Source organism: Corynebacterium sp. NML180780 (assembly GCF_007786415.1).
Taxonomy (GTDB): domain Bacteria; phylum Actinomycetota; class Actinomycetes; order Mycobacteriales; family Mycobacteriaceae; genus Corynebacterium; species Corynebacterium gottingense.
In genome coordinates, this window is sequence record NZ_VNKN01000012.1 from 67,044 (window position 1) to 84,594 (window position 17,551).

14 protein-coding genes and 4 tRNA genes are annotated in these 17,551 nt (G+C 65.4%); 13 read left to right on the forward strand and 5 right to left on the reverse strand.

Going from position 1 to position 17,551, the window contains the following annotated elements; genetic code table 11:
- Positions 1-14 precede the first annotated feature (14 nt).
- The 3 genes from FPP74_RS09505 (at position 15) to FPP74_RS09515 (ending at position 2,379) form a co-directional block, all read left to right on the forward strand.
- A tRNA-Glu gene (locus tag FPP74_RS09505) sits at positions 15-90 on the forward strand.
- Between the two features lie 34 nt (positions 91-124).
- Positions 125-201, forward strand: a tRNA-Asp gene (locus tag FPP74_RS09510).
- A gap of 159 nt (positions 202-360) precedes the next feature.
- Positions 361-2,379 (forward strand): VWA domain-containing protein, encoded by a 2,019-nt coding sequence (locus FPP74_RS09515; protein ID WP_144718192.1) that lies wholly within the window; start codon positions 361-363, stop codon positions 2,377-2,379.
- 136 nt (positions 2,380-2,515) lie between these two features.
- Here FPP74_RS09515 and FPP74_RS09520 read toward each other — a convergent pair whose 3' ends face one another.
- Positions 2,516-4,111 carry a sodium:alanine symporter family protein gene (locus FPP74_RS09520; RefSeq protein ID WP_095547762.1) on the reverse strand — a complete coding sequence of 532 codons (1,596 nt, stop codon included), beginning with the start codon at positions 4,109-4,111 and terminating at the stop codon, positions 2,516-2,518.
- 187 nt (positions 4,112-4,298) lie between these two features.
- Here FPP74_RS09520 and FPP74_RS09525 point away from each other — a divergent pair, with 187 nt between their 5' ends.
- Entirely contained in the window at positions 4,299-5,747 is a 1,449-nt protein-coding gene (locus FPP74_RS09525) for a YjiH family protein (protein ID WP_095279013.1), read from the forward strand.
- An 11-nt stretch (positions 5,748-5,758) separates the two neighbouring features.
- On the opposite strand, the gene hutG is transcribed toward FPP74_RS09525, so the two are convergent.
- Complete coding sequence (gene hutG / locus FPP74_RS09530; protein ID WP_144718194.1) at positions 5,759-6,709, reverse strand: formimidoylglutamase; 951 nt, start codon at positions 6,707-6,709, stop codon at positions 5,759-5,761.
- Positions 6,710-6,745: 36 nt separating this feature from the next.
- On the opposite strand from hutG, the gene FPP74_RS09535 reads away from it, so the two are divergent.
- The 7 genes from FPP74_RS09535 to FPP74_RS09565 all read left to right on the forward strand — a co-directional run bounded on the left by FPP74_RS09535 (position 6,746) and on the right by FPP74_RS09565 (position 13,032).
- Positions 6,746-7,480 (forward strand): IclR family transcriptional regulator, encoded by a 735-nt coding sequence (locus FPP74_RS09535; protein WP_144718196.1) that lies wholly within the window; start codon positions 6,746-6,748, stop codon positions 7,478-7,480.
- Between the two features lie 33 nt (positions 7,481-7,513).
- Positions 7,514-9,061 carry a histidine ammonia-lyase gene (hutH, locus tag FPP74_RS09540; RefSeq protein WP_144718198.1) on the forward strand — a complete coding sequence of 516 codons (1,548 nt, stop codon included), beginning with the start codon at positions 7,514-7,516 and terminating at the stop codon, positions 9,059-9,061.
- Between the two features lie 114 nt (positions 9,062-9,175).
- On the forward strand, positions 9,176-10,870 hold the full coding sequence (hutU, locus tag FPP74_RS09545; protein ID WP_095537869.1) for a urocanate hydratase: 1,695 nt from the start codon (positions 9,176-9,178) through the stop codon (positions 10,868-10,870).
- Positions 10,871-10,880: 10 nt separating this feature from the next.
- On the forward strand, positions 10,881-12,071 hold the full coding sequence (gene hutI / locus FPP74_RS09550) for an imidazolonepropionase (protein ID WP_095536239.1): 1,191 nt from the start codon (positions 10,881-10,883) through the stop codon (positions 12,069-12,071).
- 395 nt (positions 12,072-12,466) lie between these two features.
- Positions 12,467-12,540: transfer RNA gene (locus FPP74_RS09555), tRNA-Asp, on the forward strand.
- Between the two features lie 21 nt (positions 12,541-12,561).
- Positions 12,562-12,634 (forward strand) — tRNA-Phe (locus FPP74_RS09560).
- A 101-nt stretch (positions 12,635-12,735) separates the two neighbouring features.
- Entirely contained in the window at positions 12,736-13,032 is a 297-nt protein-coding gene (locus FPP74_RS09565; protein WP_095279007.1) for a GNAT family N-acetyltransferase, read from the forward strand.
- A gap of 5 nt (positions 13,033-13,037) precedes the next feature.
- Here FPP74_RS09565 and epsC read toward each other — a convergent pair whose 3' ends face one another.
- Both epsC and cysK read right to left on the reverse strand, forming a co-directional pair.
- Complete coding sequence (gene epsC, locus FPP74_RS09570; RefSeq protein ID WP_095279006.1) at positions 13,038-13,625, reverse strand: serine O-acetyltransferase EpsC; 588 nt, start codon at positions 13,623-13,625, stop codon at positions 13,038-13,040.
- A gap of 100 nt (positions 13,626-13,725) precedes the next feature.
- Complete coding sequence (gene cysK / locus FPP74_RS09575; protein WP_095279019.1) at positions 13,726-14,661, reverse strand: cysteine synthase A; 936 nt, start codon at positions 14,659-14,661, stop codon at positions 13,726-13,728.
- A 312-nt stretch (positions 14,662-14,973) separates the two neighbouring features.
- Here cysK and ramA point away from each other — a divergent pair, with 312 nt between their 5' ends.
- On the forward strand, positions 14,974-15,813 hold the full coding sequence (gene ramA / locus FPP74_RS09580; RefSeq protein WP_095279018.1) for an acetate metabolism transcriptional regulator RamA: 840 nt from the start codon (positions 14,974-14,976) through the stop codon (positions 15,811-15,813).
- 54 nt (positions 15,814-15,867) lie between these two features.
- On the forward strand, positions 15,868-17,124 hold the full coding sequence (gene murA / locus FPP74_RS09585) for a UDP-N-acetylglucosamine 1-carboxyvinyltransferase (protein ID WP_095537865.1): 1,257 nt from the start codon (positions 15,868-15,870) through the stop codon (positions 17,122-17,124).
- Positions 17,125-17,361: 237 nt separating this feature from the next.
- On the opposite strand, the gene FPP74_RS12355 is transcribed toward murA, so the two are convergent.
- Positions 17,362-17,551: hypothetical protein (locus FPP74_RS12355; RefSeq protein WP_222428218.1), on the reverse strand; the 190-nt coding region annotated here is incomplete at its 5' end.

The following is a 17,551-nucleotide window of genomic DNA, read 5'->3' on the forward strand; positions in this document are numbered from 1 at the left end:
GGATCAAGTCGCTAGCCCCCATCGTCTAGAGGCCTAGGACTCCGCCCTTTCACGGCGGCAACACGGGTTCGAATCCCGTTGGGGGTACCAGTGATCCCCGTTACGGTGGGGGTTGCAGTGCGATGGCCCTGTGGCGCAGTTGGTTAGCGCGCCGCCCTGTCACGGCGGAGGTCGCGGGTTCAAGTCCCGTCAGGGTCGCCAAATATCAAGCCAGTTCCCAAGCACGGGAGCTGGCTTTTTTGCGTTTCAGGGGGTCCTGGTTTAGTCGCCCAAAGAAGTCCCTGACACCTGTTGCACCACTACGACTAGTCCTTTACTGTTGTCTGTGATACTTGTCATAACCTGGATGGGAGTTTGGGAATGTCTCACACAATACGGTTTGGGCGCACGCGGGCAGTGGTGGCGGTGCTACTGGCCATCGCGTGCGCCGCAATGTGGATGGCGCCAGCGTTCGCCACCGAATCGAGCACGGCGGTCAGCACCGAAACGAAGACGCTGTCGAGCTCGACGACGCGGGTGAAGGAGGACAAGGGGGCGTCGGCAAGCACTGGCTCTGCCGACGCGAAAGCGGCGCTCATCCTCGACGCGTCCTTCTCCATGCTCGAGGAGGACGCGGATGGGCCGCGTATCGACGCAGCGAAGAAGGCCACGAACGAGCTGGTCGATTCCCTGCCGGACACCGCGAAGATGGGCCTACTCACGTACGGCGCGCAGGAATCGAATGCGCCCGACAACAGGGAGCAGGGCTGCAAGGACATCCAGCGCCTCGTGCCAGTGGACACGCTAGACAAGGCGAAATTCAAGTCCGCTATCGACGGGCTGACGCCGAAGGGCTACACCCCGATGGGCAATGCGTTGCGCAAGGCCGCGGAGGAACTGGGCAACGATGGTGAGCGCTCGATCATCCTGGTCTCCGACGGCATTGATACATGCGCGCCGCCGGAGGTGTGCGACGTGGCGAAGGAGCTCGCGGGGCAGGGCGTGGACTTGACCATTCACACCGTTGGATTCAAGGCCGATGAGGACGCCCGCGCGGAACTCGAGTGCATTGCCGAGGCCGGCGGCGGGCAGTTCCTCGAGGCAGCGGACTCGACGAGCCTGGCGGAGTCGTTGAAGTTCCTCTCCCAGCGCTCGGTAACCAAGTACCAGACGGCTGGCACGCACTTCGAGTTCTCGGACACGCCTGAAGACGCGAAATGGCTGGGGGAGGGGCAGTACCAGACCACGGTGACGCCTGACCGCGTCTCCCTGACCGACCGTTACTTCCGCATCTCTGTGCCGCCGCGCCATCACGCGCGAATGGTGTTCACGCCGATGCGGCAGACCGAAGGAAACTATGAGCACTCCCACCTGAAGATCGACCCCGCCGAGGTGACCAACCAGGGCGACCCGGAGTGCGGCTGGATCCCCACCACGCACACCGAGTTCGACTCCGGTGGGCCGGGCTTTGGCATCGACGCTGCGAACGCTTCTGTTGAACGCAACGACGAGGACGACATGGAATGCGACATGAGCGACATTCTGGTGAAGATGCAGATTTCCAACGACGGCGACGAGGTGAGCGACGACATCGCGCTCGAGGTCAACGTGTTCTACGAGCCGATCCCCTCGGACGGGCAAGCGACTGAGTGGAAGGATCGCCGCATCACCAGCGCCGGCGACTACCTGGGGGAGATGCCGATTGACAACCCGCAGCCCATTTCCGGCGGCACCGGGTTCAACGATGCGGTGGAGATCTCCGAGGGCTCGTACTCCGACACAATCATCCCGGGCGAGTTCAAGTTCTACAAGATCCCGGTGACCTACGGGCAGCGGCCCGTCCTTAGAGCGAAAACGCCGCCGTCTGTGGCACGCAACGCTGACGACATCGGCTTTGGAATTTTCGACCCGTTGCGTAATGAAGTTGCGGGCGGCAAGCTCATCTTCTTCGATGACGCGGAGGAGTCCGACCCGGAAACCTTGAACCAATACGTGTGGTACGACAGCAATACTCCCTATCAGGGCGACTACTACGTCTGGTTCGGTATGGGCTGGGTGTCCGAGGGCTACGGGATCGCCGGCGTCGATCAGCCCTTCGAGTTCGAGGTGCTCCTGGATGGCGAGCCTGCCAACGGCGGCCCGGATTGGACGCCGACGCATGAGAACGGCCCGGAGCCTGCGGACGAGCCGATCAAGTTTGATGCGGCGGACAACACCGCCGAGACGTCCGCTTCGCAGGAAGAGAGCGACGGTGACGAAGAGGTCAACGCTGCGAGCGACGAGCAGGATGGCGGCTTCGGGCTGGTGCCGACGCTGCTCGGTGGCCTGCTGGTACTGCTGCTGATCGTCGCGGCCGTGGTGTTTGTCATCGTGCGCAAGCAGCGCGGCGACCGGCTGTAGGAGGGTAAAGGCCGGTTGCGCGGGCATCATCCCCGGAAGGTAAAGGGCCCCGCACCGTTGCCCGAATGAACTCGGGAACGGTGCGGGGCCGAATAGCGCCCGGGCGGGCGCGCGGAAGAAGTCCCGCCACACAGTTTTAGCGGACTATGGTGGAGCCGGTTCCGGTGCCGTTGAGCGGGTCGTCGGTTTCGGCAGTTGCGGGGTCGCCGGCCGTGGCACCCGGCCAGGTGCCGGCTTCGATCATGCGCTGCTTGCGCTCCACCCAGAAGTCGGCGTTCTGGATGCCCAGGGCCTCGGGGTCGAACTGCGGGTCCAGCCCGGCCTTCTTCTGGCGGCGGTAGTCCCACAGGCACTTCAGGGCGGGGACCTGGAGAAAGATGATCGCTACGATGTTCAGCCACGCGGTGGCGCCGACGCCGATGTCGCCAAGCGCCCAGGCGGTGCCCGGGGTGGTGGTGGCCCCGACGAAGACGGCGATGATGATGAGGGCGCGCAGCAACCAGATGATGGCCTTGCGGGCCGCCTCGTTCTTCACCCAGCGGTTCAGGTACGTGAAGTTTGTCTCCGCCATGTAGTAGTAGGCCAGCACCGTGGTGAAGGCGAAGAACATGATGGCAAGGGCGATGAACGCTGGCCCCAGCCCGGACGCGATGGAGTTCAGGCCTTCCTGGACGAAGCCGGGGCCGACAGCGACGCCGTCGGGCAGGGAGCCGTCGTAAAGCACGGCCCCATCCTCGGACTGTCCCTCGAAGACCTTGTACATGTCGGTGGAAATGATGATGAATGCGGTGGCCGAGCAGACGAACAGCGTGTCCACGTAGACGGCGAAGGCCTGGACGAAGCCCTGCTTGGCGGGGTGCGAGACCTCGGCGGCTGCCGCGGATTGCGGGCCGGTGCCCTGGCCGGCCTCGTTGGAGTAGATGCCACGCTTCACGCCCCACATGATGGCTGCGCCGAGCATGCCGGAGAACGCCGCTTCCTTGTCAAAGGCCGCGCGGACGATGGTGCCGAAGACCTCGGGGATCTGTGACGCGTTGGCGAACAGCACCACGATCGCAATGATGATGTAAATGCCGGCCATGAACGGCACAACCATCGACGCGAACGTTGCGATGCGCTTGACGCCGCCGATGATGATGAACGCGAGCATGATCGCCATGATGGTCGCGGAGATCCACACGTTGACGCCCCAGGCGTTGTCCACGGCGGCCGCGACACCGTTGGCCTGGATGCCGGGCAGGAAGTAGGAGGTTGCCAAGAGCATGCAGACCGCGAAGATGATGGCGTAGACCAGCATGAACGGCTTTGCGGCGGTGTGCTTGTAGGTCTTCTCAATGTAGTAGGCGGGGCCGCCGCGGTACTCGCCGGTGTCCCGGTCCGTTTCCTTGTAAATCTGTGCCAGGCAGCACTCGATGAACGAGGTCGCTGAGCCCAAAAGCGCCACCAGCCACATCCAGAACACAGCGCCCGGGCCGCCGAATGCGATGGCGGTGGCGACGCCGGCGATGTTGCCCACGCCGACGCGGCCGGCCAGGGAGATCATGAGTGACTGGAACGAGGAAATGCCTTGGTCCGAGCTCTCGCCGGATTTGAGCTGCCGGATCATGTCGGGGAAGCAGCGGATCTGCAAAAACAGTGTCGCGAGCGTGAAATAGGCACCCGCGCCGAGGCAGAGATAAACGAGCCAGTTTGACCATATGACGCTATTGACGGTGTCAATAAAGCCTTCCATGGAGCCCTCCTTACAGGGTTGACCTGGGGTAAATGTGCGGTACCCATGAATCTAAACCATCGAGTTGTGCTGTGGGTCACTTTCGTGAAAAAATTATTGCCAATCACTCAGGCGCGTCATCTGTGGTGTAGAAAACTACGCGGAGGCGGGCTCGCCGTGCGATCTCGAAGAACGTGAAAGGACTTCAATGGAGACAACCCCACCGCAGCCGCACTCGCGGCGCCGGTTTAGCCCCGCCTGGCCGGTCAAGGACCTGCCCGCCGGCTCGAGCGTGCTCATCGAGGGGCTGAGCGACGACGGACCAAGCGAGCAAGACGCAACCGGTACCCCAGACGCAGACCCGAAGCCCAAGGCGGTCTGGCGCTTCTTTGTCTACAGCGCGATCGGCCTGTTCGCGTTCTTCATCCCGTTTTCCGTGGGTGGCTCAAAGTCGACAATCCTGCTAGATCACATCGTCACCTGGATCACCAGCACCCTCGGCGATGGCACCCACTACCTGGCGCTGCTGGCCATCATCGTGGGCACGGTCTACCAGTTCGTGACGGGAAGGTGGAAGGAGGACTTCGCCCGCACAGCCTTTGCCCTCCTTTCGGTGCTGGCGATCGTGCTGTGCGCTATGCTCACCTTCGGGTTCGGTCCCTCCTGGCTGTTCAACCCGGACATCGGCCCGTTCATCTTGGACAAGCTCGTCATCGCGGTCGGTCTGCTCATCCCGGTCGGCGCGATCTTCCTCGGCCTGCTCGTCGGATTCGGCCTGATGGAATTTATCGGCGTGCTCGTCCAGCCGATCATGCGCCCGGTGTTTCACACGCCCGGCAAGTCCGCGGTGGACGCGGTGGCGTCCTTCCTCGGCTCCTACTCGCTGGGCCTGCTCATCACGGACCGCATGTACAAAAACGGCAGCTACAACGGCCGCGAGGCCGCGATCGTCGCGTCTGGCTTCTCCACTGTGTCCGCGACCTTCATGGTCATCGTGGCCAAGACGCTGGACATGATGGAGCACTGGAACGCGTACTTCTTCATCACCTTCATCATCACGTTCATCGTCACCGCGATCGTGGTGCGCATCCCACCGATTACCCGCATCCCCGAGGAGTACGCGCCGGGCGCCACCCCGCACCCGGAGAAGCCAATTACCGGCAACCGATTCAAGGCCGCGTGGCGCGAGGCGAAGAAGGAGCTCAACCGCGCCGAGCCGCTGCACAAGGTCTTGTGGGTGAACTTCCGTGACGGCCTCATCATGGCCGTGCAGGTCACCCCGGGCATCATGTCCGTCGGCGCAATCGGCTTGGTCCTGGCCACTTACACGCCGGTGTTCAAGGCGCTGGGCGTCGTGTTCTTCCCCATCGTGTGGCTACTGCGCTTGCCGGACCCGTGGGCCACCTCGGGCGCGCTCGCCACGGGCCTTGCGGAGATGTTCCTGCCGGCCACGCTCACCGCGGGCACGGACGACATGGTGCTCAAGTTCACCATCGCCGTGGTGTGCGTGAGCCAGATCTTCTTCTTCTCCGCGATGGTGCCCGCGGTGCTGGCCACGGACATCCCGCTCAACATCGGGAAGATGATCGCCATCTGGTTCATCCGCGTCGTGCTCACCGTGCTGATCACGGTGCCGGTGGCCCACCTGCTGTTCTAGGGGCCTTTTGCTTATCGACGCCCCGTGGCCCCCACCACCGCGTCATCTATCAACCGCGCCGCGGCCTTTGCGGTGCGGTTATCCACGTCGAACTCCGGGTTGAGCTCCACGACGTCCAGGAGCGCAACCCGGCCGGTGGAGGCTACCGCGGCGACCATCGCGCGCAACGCGGCGTAGTCCACCCCGAACCCGGCGGGCGCGGACACCCCGGGCGCCACGGCGGCCGGCAACACGTCCAGGTCAATGGACAGGTGGATCGGCAGGTCCCCCTCCACGGCGGCGAGGGCGCGCTCGGCGGCCTCGCGCACCGTCATTGCCGCCAGTTCCGTGTCCAGCACCGTGGTCACGCCGAGCTGCTCGGCGGTATCGAAGAGCACCTTGGTGTTGTTGGGTCGCGAGATGCCGAAGACGGAGTAGTCGAAGCCGTCCCCCACCAGCTCTGCGATCTGTCTGAATGGCGTGCCGGAGGTCGGCCGGTCCGCGGTGCGCAGGTCGAAGTGCGCGTCGAAATTGATCACCTGCATCGGCCCGAGCGCCTCGTACGCCCCGCGGTGGGTGGCAAAGGACGTCTCGTGTCCGCCGCCGAGCACGACCGTCATGCCGGCGGGGCCCTGCGCGGCGACAAGGTCGCGGACGCGGTCGGACACCTCGCGCTGTGCGGTCTCGAGGTCGTCGTCTTGGGTGGTGACGGTGCCGGCGTCGATAAGCTTTCGCTGCTCGTGCACGGCGAGCGAGCCGAGCGCGGCGCGCAACGCGGCGGGGCCTTGCGCGGCGCCCTGGCGGCCGCCGTTGCGCTCAACGCCCTCGTCGGACGCGAAGCCGATGAGGTGGACGGCGCCTGCGGTGGGGCCGGAGGCGGTGTCGATGGTGCTGTGCCAGCGCGCGTGCTCGGGGCCCGGGCCGTCGTTGCGGCCAGACCATTCGGATGCGGGGGCGAACAGTGGGGCGGTAACGGTATTCATGCCACCCGAGCCTAGCGCCGTTGCATACTAGGCGGGATGAATTCACCACAAGTCCCGGCCGCGCACAATGTCTTGCGCATCCTCGCCCTGCTGTCCGCCTCGGACGTGCCGCTTTCCGCCACCCGCATCCAGCGCGAGCTAGGTCTCCCGCGCTCGAGTACGTACCACCTGCTCCGCGAGCTGGAAGATTCCGGCTTTGTAGTCCATTTGAGCCAGGCGGGCACCTACGGGCTGGGGCTGGCCTCGTACCGCATGGCGCAGGCGTACACCACGCAGCAGCCGCTGGTGCGCCTGGCCACCGCGCCGCTCGCCCGGATTGCGGAGCTGGCCGGTGGGTCGGCGCATCTCACCAGGCTCGCCGGCGCCGAGACCGTCTACCTCCACGAGGTGCGCGCGCCGGGCGCCGCTTCGCTGGTCACGGAGGTCGGTGTGCGCCTGCCCACGCTCTCCACCGCCTCGGGGCGCATCATGCTTGCGCATCTGCCGGAGCCGGAGCTGCGCGCGGTGTTCAATGCTTCCGGGTCACGCCGCAGCTTCCGCGAGTGCAAGGAGGAGCTGCACGCTTATCGACGCCAAGGGTGGGCCACCGAATCCCAAGATGTCTCCCGCGGGCAGGAGTCGGTCGCGGTGGCGGTGCTCGACCACCTCTCGCGCCCGGCGGCCGCGCTGGCGGTGACGTACCCGGTGGGCAGTGCCGACGAGCGGAAGCTGGCGTCCGCGCTGGGCGACGCCGCCGCGCACCTGCGCGCACATTTCTTCGGGCAGTTATGAGATCGGACACATTTATGGTCTATTATCGCGCCCATGACAGATAAGCAGACAGTTTCAGTAGGAATCGGCGCGCTGACCATCGAGGACGTCGTCGCCGTCGCCCGCCACGGCGCTGAGGTGGCCATCGACCCGGCCGCTCTCGAAGAAATCGCCACCACCCGCACCCGTATCGAGGAACTCGCCGCAGACCCCACCCCCGTCTACGGCGTTTCCACCGGCTTCGGTGCGCTTGCCACTCGCCACATCCCCGAGGAGCTGCGCGCCCAGCTGCAGGTCTCGCTCGTGCGCTCCCACGCCGCCGGCTCGGGCCCCGAGGTCGAGGAAGAGGTCATTCGCGCGCTCATGCTGCTGCGCCTGTCCACCCTGTGCACGGGCCGCACCGGCGTTCGCCCCGTCGTTGCAGAGACGTACGCGGCGGCGCTGAACGCGGGCATCACCCCGGTCGTGCGCGAGTACGGCTCGCTCGGCTGCTCCGGCGACCTCGCGCCGCTGGCCCACTGCGCGCTCGCCCTGCTGGGGGAGGGCGAGGTCCGCGTCCAAGGCGGCGAGGTCGTGCCGGCGGCGGACGCGCTGTCCCAGGCGGGGATTGAGCCGCTCGTCCTACGCGAGAAGGAGGGGCTGGCGCTTATCAACGGCACCGACGGCATGCTCGGCATGCTGTGCCTGGCCATCGCGGACCTGCGCGAAGCTGCCAAGGTGTCCGACATCGCCACCGCCATGACCGTGGAGGGGCTCACCGGCACGCTCACCGTGTTCGACGACGACCTCCAGCAGCTGCGCCCGCACCCGGGGCAGGCCGACGCCGCCTACAACATCCGCACCGTGGCTGCTGGCTCGCCGATTTTGGCGGCGGCGCGCGAGGAGTTCAAGGCCACCCGCGTGCAGGACGCGTACTCCGTGCGCTGCACGCCGCAGGTTGCCGGCGGCTTGCGCGACACGCTCGCGCACGTCACCAACGTGGCGAACCGGGAGCTTGCCTCCGCCATCGACAACCCGGTGGTGACCAAGGACGGCCGAGTGTCCTCTAACGGCAACTTCCACGGCGCCCCGGTGGCCTACGCGTTGGACTTCTTGGCCATTGTGGTCGCCGACTTGGCGTCGATAAGCGAGCGCCGCTCCGACCGCTTTCTTGACCCGGCCCGCAACCGTGGGCTCAACGCCTTCCTCGCCGACGACCCCGGCGTGGACTCTGGCCACATGATCGCGCAGTACACGCAGGCGGGCATTGTCAGCGAGCTGAAGCGCAACGCCACGCCCGCTTCCGCCGACTCGATCCCGTCGTCCGCGATGCAGGAGGACCACGTGTCCATGGGTTGGGCCGCGGGGCGCAAGCTGCGCCGCAGCGTCGACGGACTGCAGCGTGTGCTGGCCGTGGAGATCCTCACCGCCGCGCGCGCCCTGGACATGCGCGAGGGCGAGCCGGCAGCCGGTACCGCGGCAGCGATTGGGGCGCTTCGTGCGCTTGTCGACGCCCCCGCGACCGACCGTTTCCTCGCCCCGGAGATGGAGCATTCCGTGCAGCTGGTGAAGGGCGGTGACTACGTGGCGGCCGTGGAAGCCGTGGTCGGCGAGCTGCGTTAGGGGGCGGGTGTCTCGTATGCGAGACACCCCACCGTATATCACCCTTTCGCCTGCTTGTGATGGCCGTTACTCTCATTAGCGTAAGTCGGTTGGACAACACGAAAGGACATTTCCATGGCGAAGAACTGGTCTGAAGGCGCGCGCGAGGTCCGTGCACCGCGAGGCACTGACATCACCGCGAAGTCTTGGCAGACTGAAGCCCCGCTGCGCATGTTGCAGAACAACCTCGACCCAGAGGTTGCGGAGCGCCCGGACGACCTCGTCGTCTATGGCGGCACCGGCCGCGCCGCGCGCAGCTGGGAGGCGTTCGACGCGATTGTGGAAACCCTGAAGGACCTCGAGTCCGACGAGACCCTGCTGGTGCAGTCCGGCAAGCCGGTCGGCGTGTGGAAGACCAACGAGTGGGCCCCGCGCGTGCTCATTGCCAATTCCAACCTGGTCGGAGACTGGGCGAACTGGGAGCACTTCCGCAAACTCGAGGACGAGGGCCTGATGATGTACGGCCAGATGACGGCCGGTTCCTGGATCTACATCGCGACCCAGGGCATCCTGCAGGGCACCTACGAGACGTTCGCGGCAGTGGCGAAGAAGCGTTTCGACGGCACCCTCGCTGGCACCCTCACGCTGACCGGCGGCTGCGGCGGCATGGGCGGCGCGCAGCCGCTGTCCGTCACCCTTAACGGCGGCGCCTGCCTCATCGTGGACGTCGACGAGGCCCGCCTGAAGCGTCGCCAGGGCAAGCGCTACCTCGACGAGGTCACGACTGACCTCGAGGAGGCCATCAAGCTGGTCACCGAGGCGAAGGAGGAGAAGCGCGCCCTGTCCGTCGGCCTGGTGGGCAACGCCGCCGAGATCTTCCCGGAGATGCTGCGCCGCCACCGCGCGGGCGAGCTGACCGTGGACATCGTGACGGACCAGACCTCCGCCCACGACCCGCTGTCCTACCTGCCCACTGAGATCCCGTTCGAAAACTGGGATGCTGAGGCGGACGAGGACCCGACCACCTTTACCAAGAAGGCTCGCGAGGCCATGGCCACGCAGGTCCAGGCCATGGTGGAATTCCAGGACGAGGGTGCCGAGGTCTTTGACTACGGCAACTCCATCCGTGACGAGGCGCGCAAGGCCGGCTACACCCGCGCCTTCGAGTTCCCGGGCTTCGTCCCGGCGTACATCCGCCCGCTGTTCTGCGAGGGCCTCGGCCCGTTCCGCTGGGTCGCGCTGTCGGGTGACCCGGAGGACATCAAGGTTACCGACCAGGCCATCAAGGAGGCTTTCCCGGAAAACGAGCACCTGCACCGCTGGCTCGACGCCGCCGAGGAATACGTCGAGTTCGAGGGCCTGCCGGCCCGCATCTGCTGGCTGGGCTACGGCGAGCGCGCCAAAGCCGGCGTGATCTTTAACAACCTGGTCAAGGAGGGCAAGGTCAAGGCGCCGATTGTCATCGGCCGCGACCACCTGGACTCCGGCTCCGTGGCTTCCCCGTACCGTGAGACCGAGTCCATGCTCGACGGCACCGACGCCGTAGCTGACTGGCCGCTGCTCAACGCCATGACCGCGGTCTCCGGCGGCGCGACCTGGGTGTCCATCCACCACGGCGGCGGCGTGGGCATGGGCCGCTCGATTCACACCGGCCAGGTCACCGTCGCCGACGGCACCGAGCTCGCCGAGGCGAAGCTCAAGGCCGTGCTGACCAACGACCCGGGCATGGGCGTGATCCGCCACGTGGACGCCGGCTACTCCCGCGCCAACGAGGTGGCCAAGGAACGCGGCGTGCGCATCCCCATGGAGTTCCACGCACGCGACAAGTAGAAAGGAACCCATGAGCACCCTTATCACCGGAATTTCAGAGCTCCGCACCGTCTCCGAGCTCGGCACCATCAAAGACGCCGCACTGCTTATCGACGGTGGCGTGGTCGCCTGGGCCGGCCCCGCCGACGAAGCCCCGGCGGAGGCAAGCAACGCCGAAACCGTGGACGTGGGCAACCGTGCCGTTCTGCCCGGTTGGGTGGACTCGCACACGCACATGGTCTTCGACGGCAACCGCGCGGAGGAGTTCGAGGCCCGCATGGCGGGCGAGTCCTACGCCGCCGGCGGCATCGCAGTGACCATGGAGGCCACCCGCTCCGCCGGCGAGGAGCGCCTGGACCAGCTGGTCGCCGAGCGCGTTGCGGCCGCCCACGCGCTGGGCACCACCACCTTCGAGACCAAAACCGGCTACGGTCTCAACGTCGAGTCCGAGGCGGAGGCCGCGCGCGTGGCCTCGCGCCACGTCGACGAGGTCACCTTCCTCGGCGCCCACCTCGTGCCGCCGGGGGAGGAGGCCGACGAGTACCTCGAGCAGGTCGTCGGCCCGATGCTGGACGCGGTGAAGGACCACGTGCAGTGGATCGACGTCTTCTGCGAGCGCGGCGCGTTCGACGAGGCGCAGTCCCGCCGCGTCCTCGAGGCCGGCAAGGCCGCAGGATTGGGCGTGCGCGTCCACGGCAACCAGCTCGGTGAGGGCCCCGGCGTGAGGCTCGCCGTGGAGCAGGGCGCCGCCAGCGTCGACCACGTCAACTACCTTTCCGACGAGGACATTCAGCTCCTCGCCGGCTCCGACACCGTCGCCACGCTGCTGCCCGCTTGTGACCTGTCCACGCGCGAGGAGCTCGCGCCGGGCCGAGCGCTTCTCGACGCCGGCGCCACCGTCGCCATCGCCTCCAACCTCAACCCAGGCACGTCCTTCACTTCCTCGATGAACTTCTGCGTGACCACCGCGGTCCTGCAGCAGCGCCTCACCCTGGACGAGGCCATCGAGGCAGCCACTACCGGCGGCGCAAAGGCGCTGCGGCGCCACAACGTCGGTGGCGGCAAGGACCCCCAGGGCCGCCCCGCGAAGGGCACGCTCGCGCCGGGCGCGGCGGCGGACCTGCACATCCTGGACGCCGACAACGCCATCAACCTGGCGTACCGGCCCGGCATGCCGATCACCTGGCAGACCTGGGTCGCCGGGAAGAAGGTGTATGGGTAAGGGCGGCTCGCGTGGGCGTCGATAGGCATCTGCGAGGGCCACACTCCACGGTGCGAACCACCAAGTAGCTGCGGCAGATGCTCACGACGCCATCGTCGTCGACCACAACCTGGCGCTGGTCTCGCGCGCGGACTACGTCATCGACCTCGGCCCAGGCGCCGGCTCTGCTGGTGGCAAGGTGGTGGCTGCGGGAACGGTGCGGGAGCTCGTCGACAAGCATGCGCACACCGGGTCCGAGACCGGGCGGTACCTCGCAATGCAGGAGTCCTAGCGCGCCGCCCGGAAATGGGGTCTGCGCAGGCGATTTGCTTGCTCGCACGGGGTCTGTGTAATGTATCAACTCGTGCGAGCGACAGTGCAACACACTGAAGGAATCGCACAGATAACACAATAATGGCCCTGTGGCGCAGTTGGTTAGCGCGCCGCCCTGTCACGGCGGAGGTCGCGGGTTCAAGTCCCGTCAGGGTCGCTGAACTGCCTGAGCAGTTCTGGCTAGATAGCTCAGTCGGTAGAGCACACGCCTGAAAAGTGTGGGGTCGCCAGTTCGATCCTGGCTCTAGCCACACCCCAGCCCCTCCACATTGTGGAGGGGCTTCGTGCTTTCGGTAGGCTGGGCCACCGATTGAGCGAACACTCTCTGACGGACTTCTCAGAAGGAGCAATTATGCCCGAGACTTCACAAGCAAACGTGGAACTGTCCAAGAATGAGGACAAGAGTCAGTACGAGATCCACGTGGACGGCGAGCTCGCCGGTTTTGCCACCTACAAGGACAGCGGCTCTGCGCGCGAGTTGCCGCACACCGTCGTGGACCCGAAGTTTCGCGGCGAGGGCCTGTCCAAGCCGCTGATCAAGTTCGCGCTTGATGATGCCCGCGGGGACAACCTCAGCGTTGTCCCGTCCTGCCCGGCGGTCGCCCGCTACATCGTGCAGCACCCGGAGTACAAGGACCTGGTGGAGTAATTGCCCTAGATAACGTACTGACCGTTGTCGAAGTAGCTGTCCGGGTCCACCAGGCGCCGCAGCTCCGTATCCTTGCGCTCGCGCGCCTTCGCTGGGATGCCCACAGCAATGGAATTCTCGGGGATGTCTTTGGTCACCACGGCGTTCGCGCCGACGGCCGAGTTCGCCCCGATCGTGACAGGACCGAGCACCTTCGCGCCCGCGCCAATGGTGACGTTGTCTCCAATCGTCGGGTGCCGCTTCGTCTGCGTCAGCACCTGCCCGCCGAGGGTGACGCCGTGGTAAAGCATGACGCCGTCGCCGATCTCGGCGGTCTCGCCGATGACAATGCCCATCCCGTGATCGATGAAGAATCGGCGGCCAATGGTCGCGCCCGGGTGAATCTCAATCCCGGTAAAAAAGCGGTTGGCCTGCGCGAGGATGCGCGCCGCGCCCTTCCATTCCCGCTCCCACATCCAGTGGCAGATGCGGTGGACCCAGATCGCGTGCAGCCCGGAATACACCACCGCGTTTTCCAGATCGCCGCGCGCTGCGGGGTCGTGCTCCCTGGCGTTGGCCAGGTCTTCTCTCATGCGGGAAATTACGCTCAGCATGACGGGTAGTCTACCTACTCTTTTCGGACAAGCGCGCAAATAAAAAAGCACCACGGGGTGGTGCTTTTCGACGCCGCGCAGTCCGCGGCCAACGCCTCCGCTAGTCGCGGATGTCCTCGAAGAGGATGGTGGAGACGTAGCGCTCGCCGAAGTCCGGGATGATGACCACGATGGTCTTGCCCTCGTTCTCCGGGCGCTCGGCCAGCTCGAGTGCGGCCTTCACGTTCGCGCCGGCGGAGATGCCGGCGAGGACGGCGTCCTCGCGAGCCAGCTCGCGGGAGGTGGACACGGCGTCCTCGTTGGAGACGGTGATGATCTCATCGATCTGGTTACGGTCAAAGGTGCCCGGGATGAAGTTGGCGCCCAGACCCTGGATCTTGTGCGGGCCGGCCTCGCCGGTGGACAGCAGCGGGGACGCAGCGGGCTCAACGGCCACGTTCTTCACGTCCGGCTTCTGCTCCTTGAGGTACTTGCCGGCACCGGAGATGGTGCCGCCGGTGCCCACACCCGCGACGAGGATGTCGACCTCGCCGTCGGTGTCGTTCCAGATCTCCGGGCCGGTGGTGGCGTAGTGGATGGCCGGGTTGGCCTCGTTCTCAAACTGGCGAGCCAGGATCGCGCCTTCATCATTAGCCACGATCTCGTCGGCCTTCTCCACGGCACCCTTCATGCCGGCCGCGCCCGGGGTGAGGACGATCTCTGCGCCGAACGCGCGCAGGACCACGCGACGTTCAATGGACATGGTCTCCGGCATGGTCAGGATGACCTTGTAACCCTTGGCCGCGCCAGCCAGTGCGAGGGCGATACCTGTGTTTCCGGAGGTTGCCTCGACGATGGTGCCGCCCGGCTTCAGGTCGCCTGACTTCTCAGCGGCCTCAATGATGGCCTTACCAATGCGGTCCTTCACCGAGTTTGCCGGGTTGTAGAACTCCAGCTTGGCCAGCACGCGGGCCTTGGAATCCTTGGACACACCGTGCAGTTCAACCAGCGGGGTGTTGCCGATGAGCTCGAGGACGTTGTTGGCGATCTTTGCCATGGTGATCAGCTCCTTGCTGTTCATATCCAAATCCGTTGTGCGGCCAACTATACACGGATAAAACAGACTATGTAGTCTCACCGGAGTAGACTGAACAGTCTGGTTGGTGCGGGGAGGGGGGGCGCGGGGGCGTCGATAAGCGAAGGCCCACCGCCCCCAAAAACCACACCCGCGCGTGTAAATACAGCGGGAGGGGTGAACTTTGGCTACCCCCAAAGTCGCGTTATGATGGTTGGGATTCAACGTCAAGTTCAACTCGCGGGTGGCCCCGTGGGGACACTCAGATGGGTGGAAGGCTCAACAGCAATGACCATGGACGCACAGCGGATCAAGGACGATGACGACGCGATTCGGGCAGCCCTGACGGCGCTGAAGACGGCGACCGGCATCCCCGTTGCCATGTACGGCACGCTGCTGCCGGACAACAGGCTGCAGATCACCCAGTGGATCGGGCTGCGCACTCCCGCGCTGCAGGACCTCGTGCTGGACAACGGCTCCGGTGTCGGCGGTCGCGTGGTGAGTACGCGGCGCGCCGTTGGCGTCTCGGACTACACGCGTGCGGCGGTCATTTCGCACGAGTACGATAAGCAGATTCAGGACGAGGGGCTGCACTCCGTTGTCGCTGTCCCGGTCATCGTGCTGCGCGATATTCGCGGTGTCCTCTATGTTGGCGTCCACTCGCCGGTGCGGCTGGGGGAGAAGGTGATCGAGGAGGTCGCGATGACGGCGCGCACCCTCGAACAGGAGCTGGCCGTGAACGCCGCGCTCCGCAATGCCGACGGTGGCAAGGGAACGGCCAAGGTGGGGCGCGTGATGAACGGCGCGGAGTGGGAGCAGATCCGCTCCACGCACTCCAAGCTGCGCATGCTGGCCAACCGGGTCGACGACGACGCGCTCCGCAAGGAGCTCGAGCAGCTGTGTGACCAAATGGTCTCGCCCGTCCGCGTCAAGCAGTCGACCAAGCTCTCGGCCCGCGAGCTGGACGTACTGTCCTGCGTCGCGCTCGGTCACACCAACGTCGAGGCGGCCGAAGAAATGGGCATCGGCGCCGAAACCGTCAAGTCCTACCTGCGCAGCGTGATGCGCAAACTCGGCGCGCACACCCGCTACGAGGCGGTCAACGCCGCGCGCCGCATCGGTGCCTTGCCGTAACGCTTTTTGCTTATCGACGTCACGCCGCACCCCGAGTTGAGTACAGTAGGCCCCGTGAAAGAGCGATTTCTTGTAACAGGCGGTAACCGACTCGAAGGCGTGGTCAAGGTCGACGGCGCGAAAAACAGTGTGCTGAAGCTGATGGCCGCGGCACTCCTGGCGGAGGGCACGACGACGCTGCACAACTGCCCCGAAATCCTCGACGTCCCGCTCATGCGCGACGTGCTCATCGGGCTCGGCTGTGACGTCGACATCGATGGCTCGACCGTCCGCATTACCACCCCGGCCACCGTCTCGCCACGCGCCGACTTCGACGCGGTACGCCAGTTCCGCGCCTCCGTCGCCGTGCTCGGGCCGTTGGTGGCGCGCTGCCATGAGGCATACGTGGCGCTGCCGGGCGGCGACGCGATCGGTTCGCGACCCCTGGATATGCACCAATCTGGCCTGGAGAAGCTGGGTGCTACGACGCACATCGAGCACGGCGCGGTTGTCGCGCGCGCCGAGAAGCTCACGGGCGCGAAGATCAGTCTGGACTTCCCGTCTGTCGGCGCGACCGAGAACATCCTCACCGCGTCCGTCCTCGCGGAGGGGCAAACGGTGCTGGACAACGCCGCGCGCGAGCCCGAAGTCGTCGACCTCTGCGACATGCTGAACTCCATGGGCGCGAAGATCAGCGGCGCTGGCACCTCCACCATCACCATCGACGGTGTGGACGAGCTGCGTCCCACCGAGCACTCCGTGGTGGGCGACCGCATCGTGGCGGGTACCTGGGCATACGCGGCCGCGATCACCCGCGGTGACATCACTGTGACCGGTATCGCCCCGCGCCACCTGCACCTTGCGCTGTCCAAGCTCAAGCTCGCGGGCGCCAACGTGGAAACCTACGAAAACGGGTTCCGCGTCCGCATGGACCAGCGCCCCAAGGCCGTGGACTACCAGACCTTGCCGTTCCCCGGGTTCCCGACGGATCTGCAACCCATGGCCATCGCCATCAGCGCGATCGCCGAGGGCGTCACCGTGATCACGGAGAATGTGTTCGAGGCCCGCTTCCGTTTTGTTGACGAGATGCTTCGCCTGGGTGCCGACGCCAATGTCGACGGCCACCACGTGGTGATCAGGGGAGTGGAAAACCTCTCATCGACTGACGTGTGGTCCAGTGATATTCGGGCCGGCGCCGGACTCGTGCTCGCTGGCCTGGTCGCCGATGGACAGACAACCGTGCACGATGTCCACCACATTGACCGCGGATACCCCAAGTTTGTCGAGCAGATCAACGAGCTCGGCGGCAAGATCGAGCGTTCGCTTGCGTAAGCGCGTTCAAGTGACACCTTTAACGCGCGATTTACGCCCCGTACGCTGGGGATTTGTGTTGGTGTTTGGGTGTGTGTAACTTTATGTGAGTCAGCGAGACCGACAACGCCCCGCCAGACAGACTCCGCAAGGGGGTTGAGCTGGTGAGATGGCGGTCAGGAAAACGATCGCTGGCCGACATAAGAAAATATGGACTTCGGTCCGGTTGGGTCAAGGATTTGACTTTCGGATTGTGGTTTATGTAGTGTCGATAAAGTCGCTTTTTACAGCTGCTGGGTGATTTGCCTGGTGGTGGGTAAGTGTGCGTGTGTTGTTTGAGAACTCGATAGTGTGCCAATGTACTTTTGTTTGTGGATTGGTTGCGTGCCTGTGTTGTGCTGGCTGCACGTTTTGTGTGGTTGGTGTGTGCCGGTGGCGCTGCTTGTGA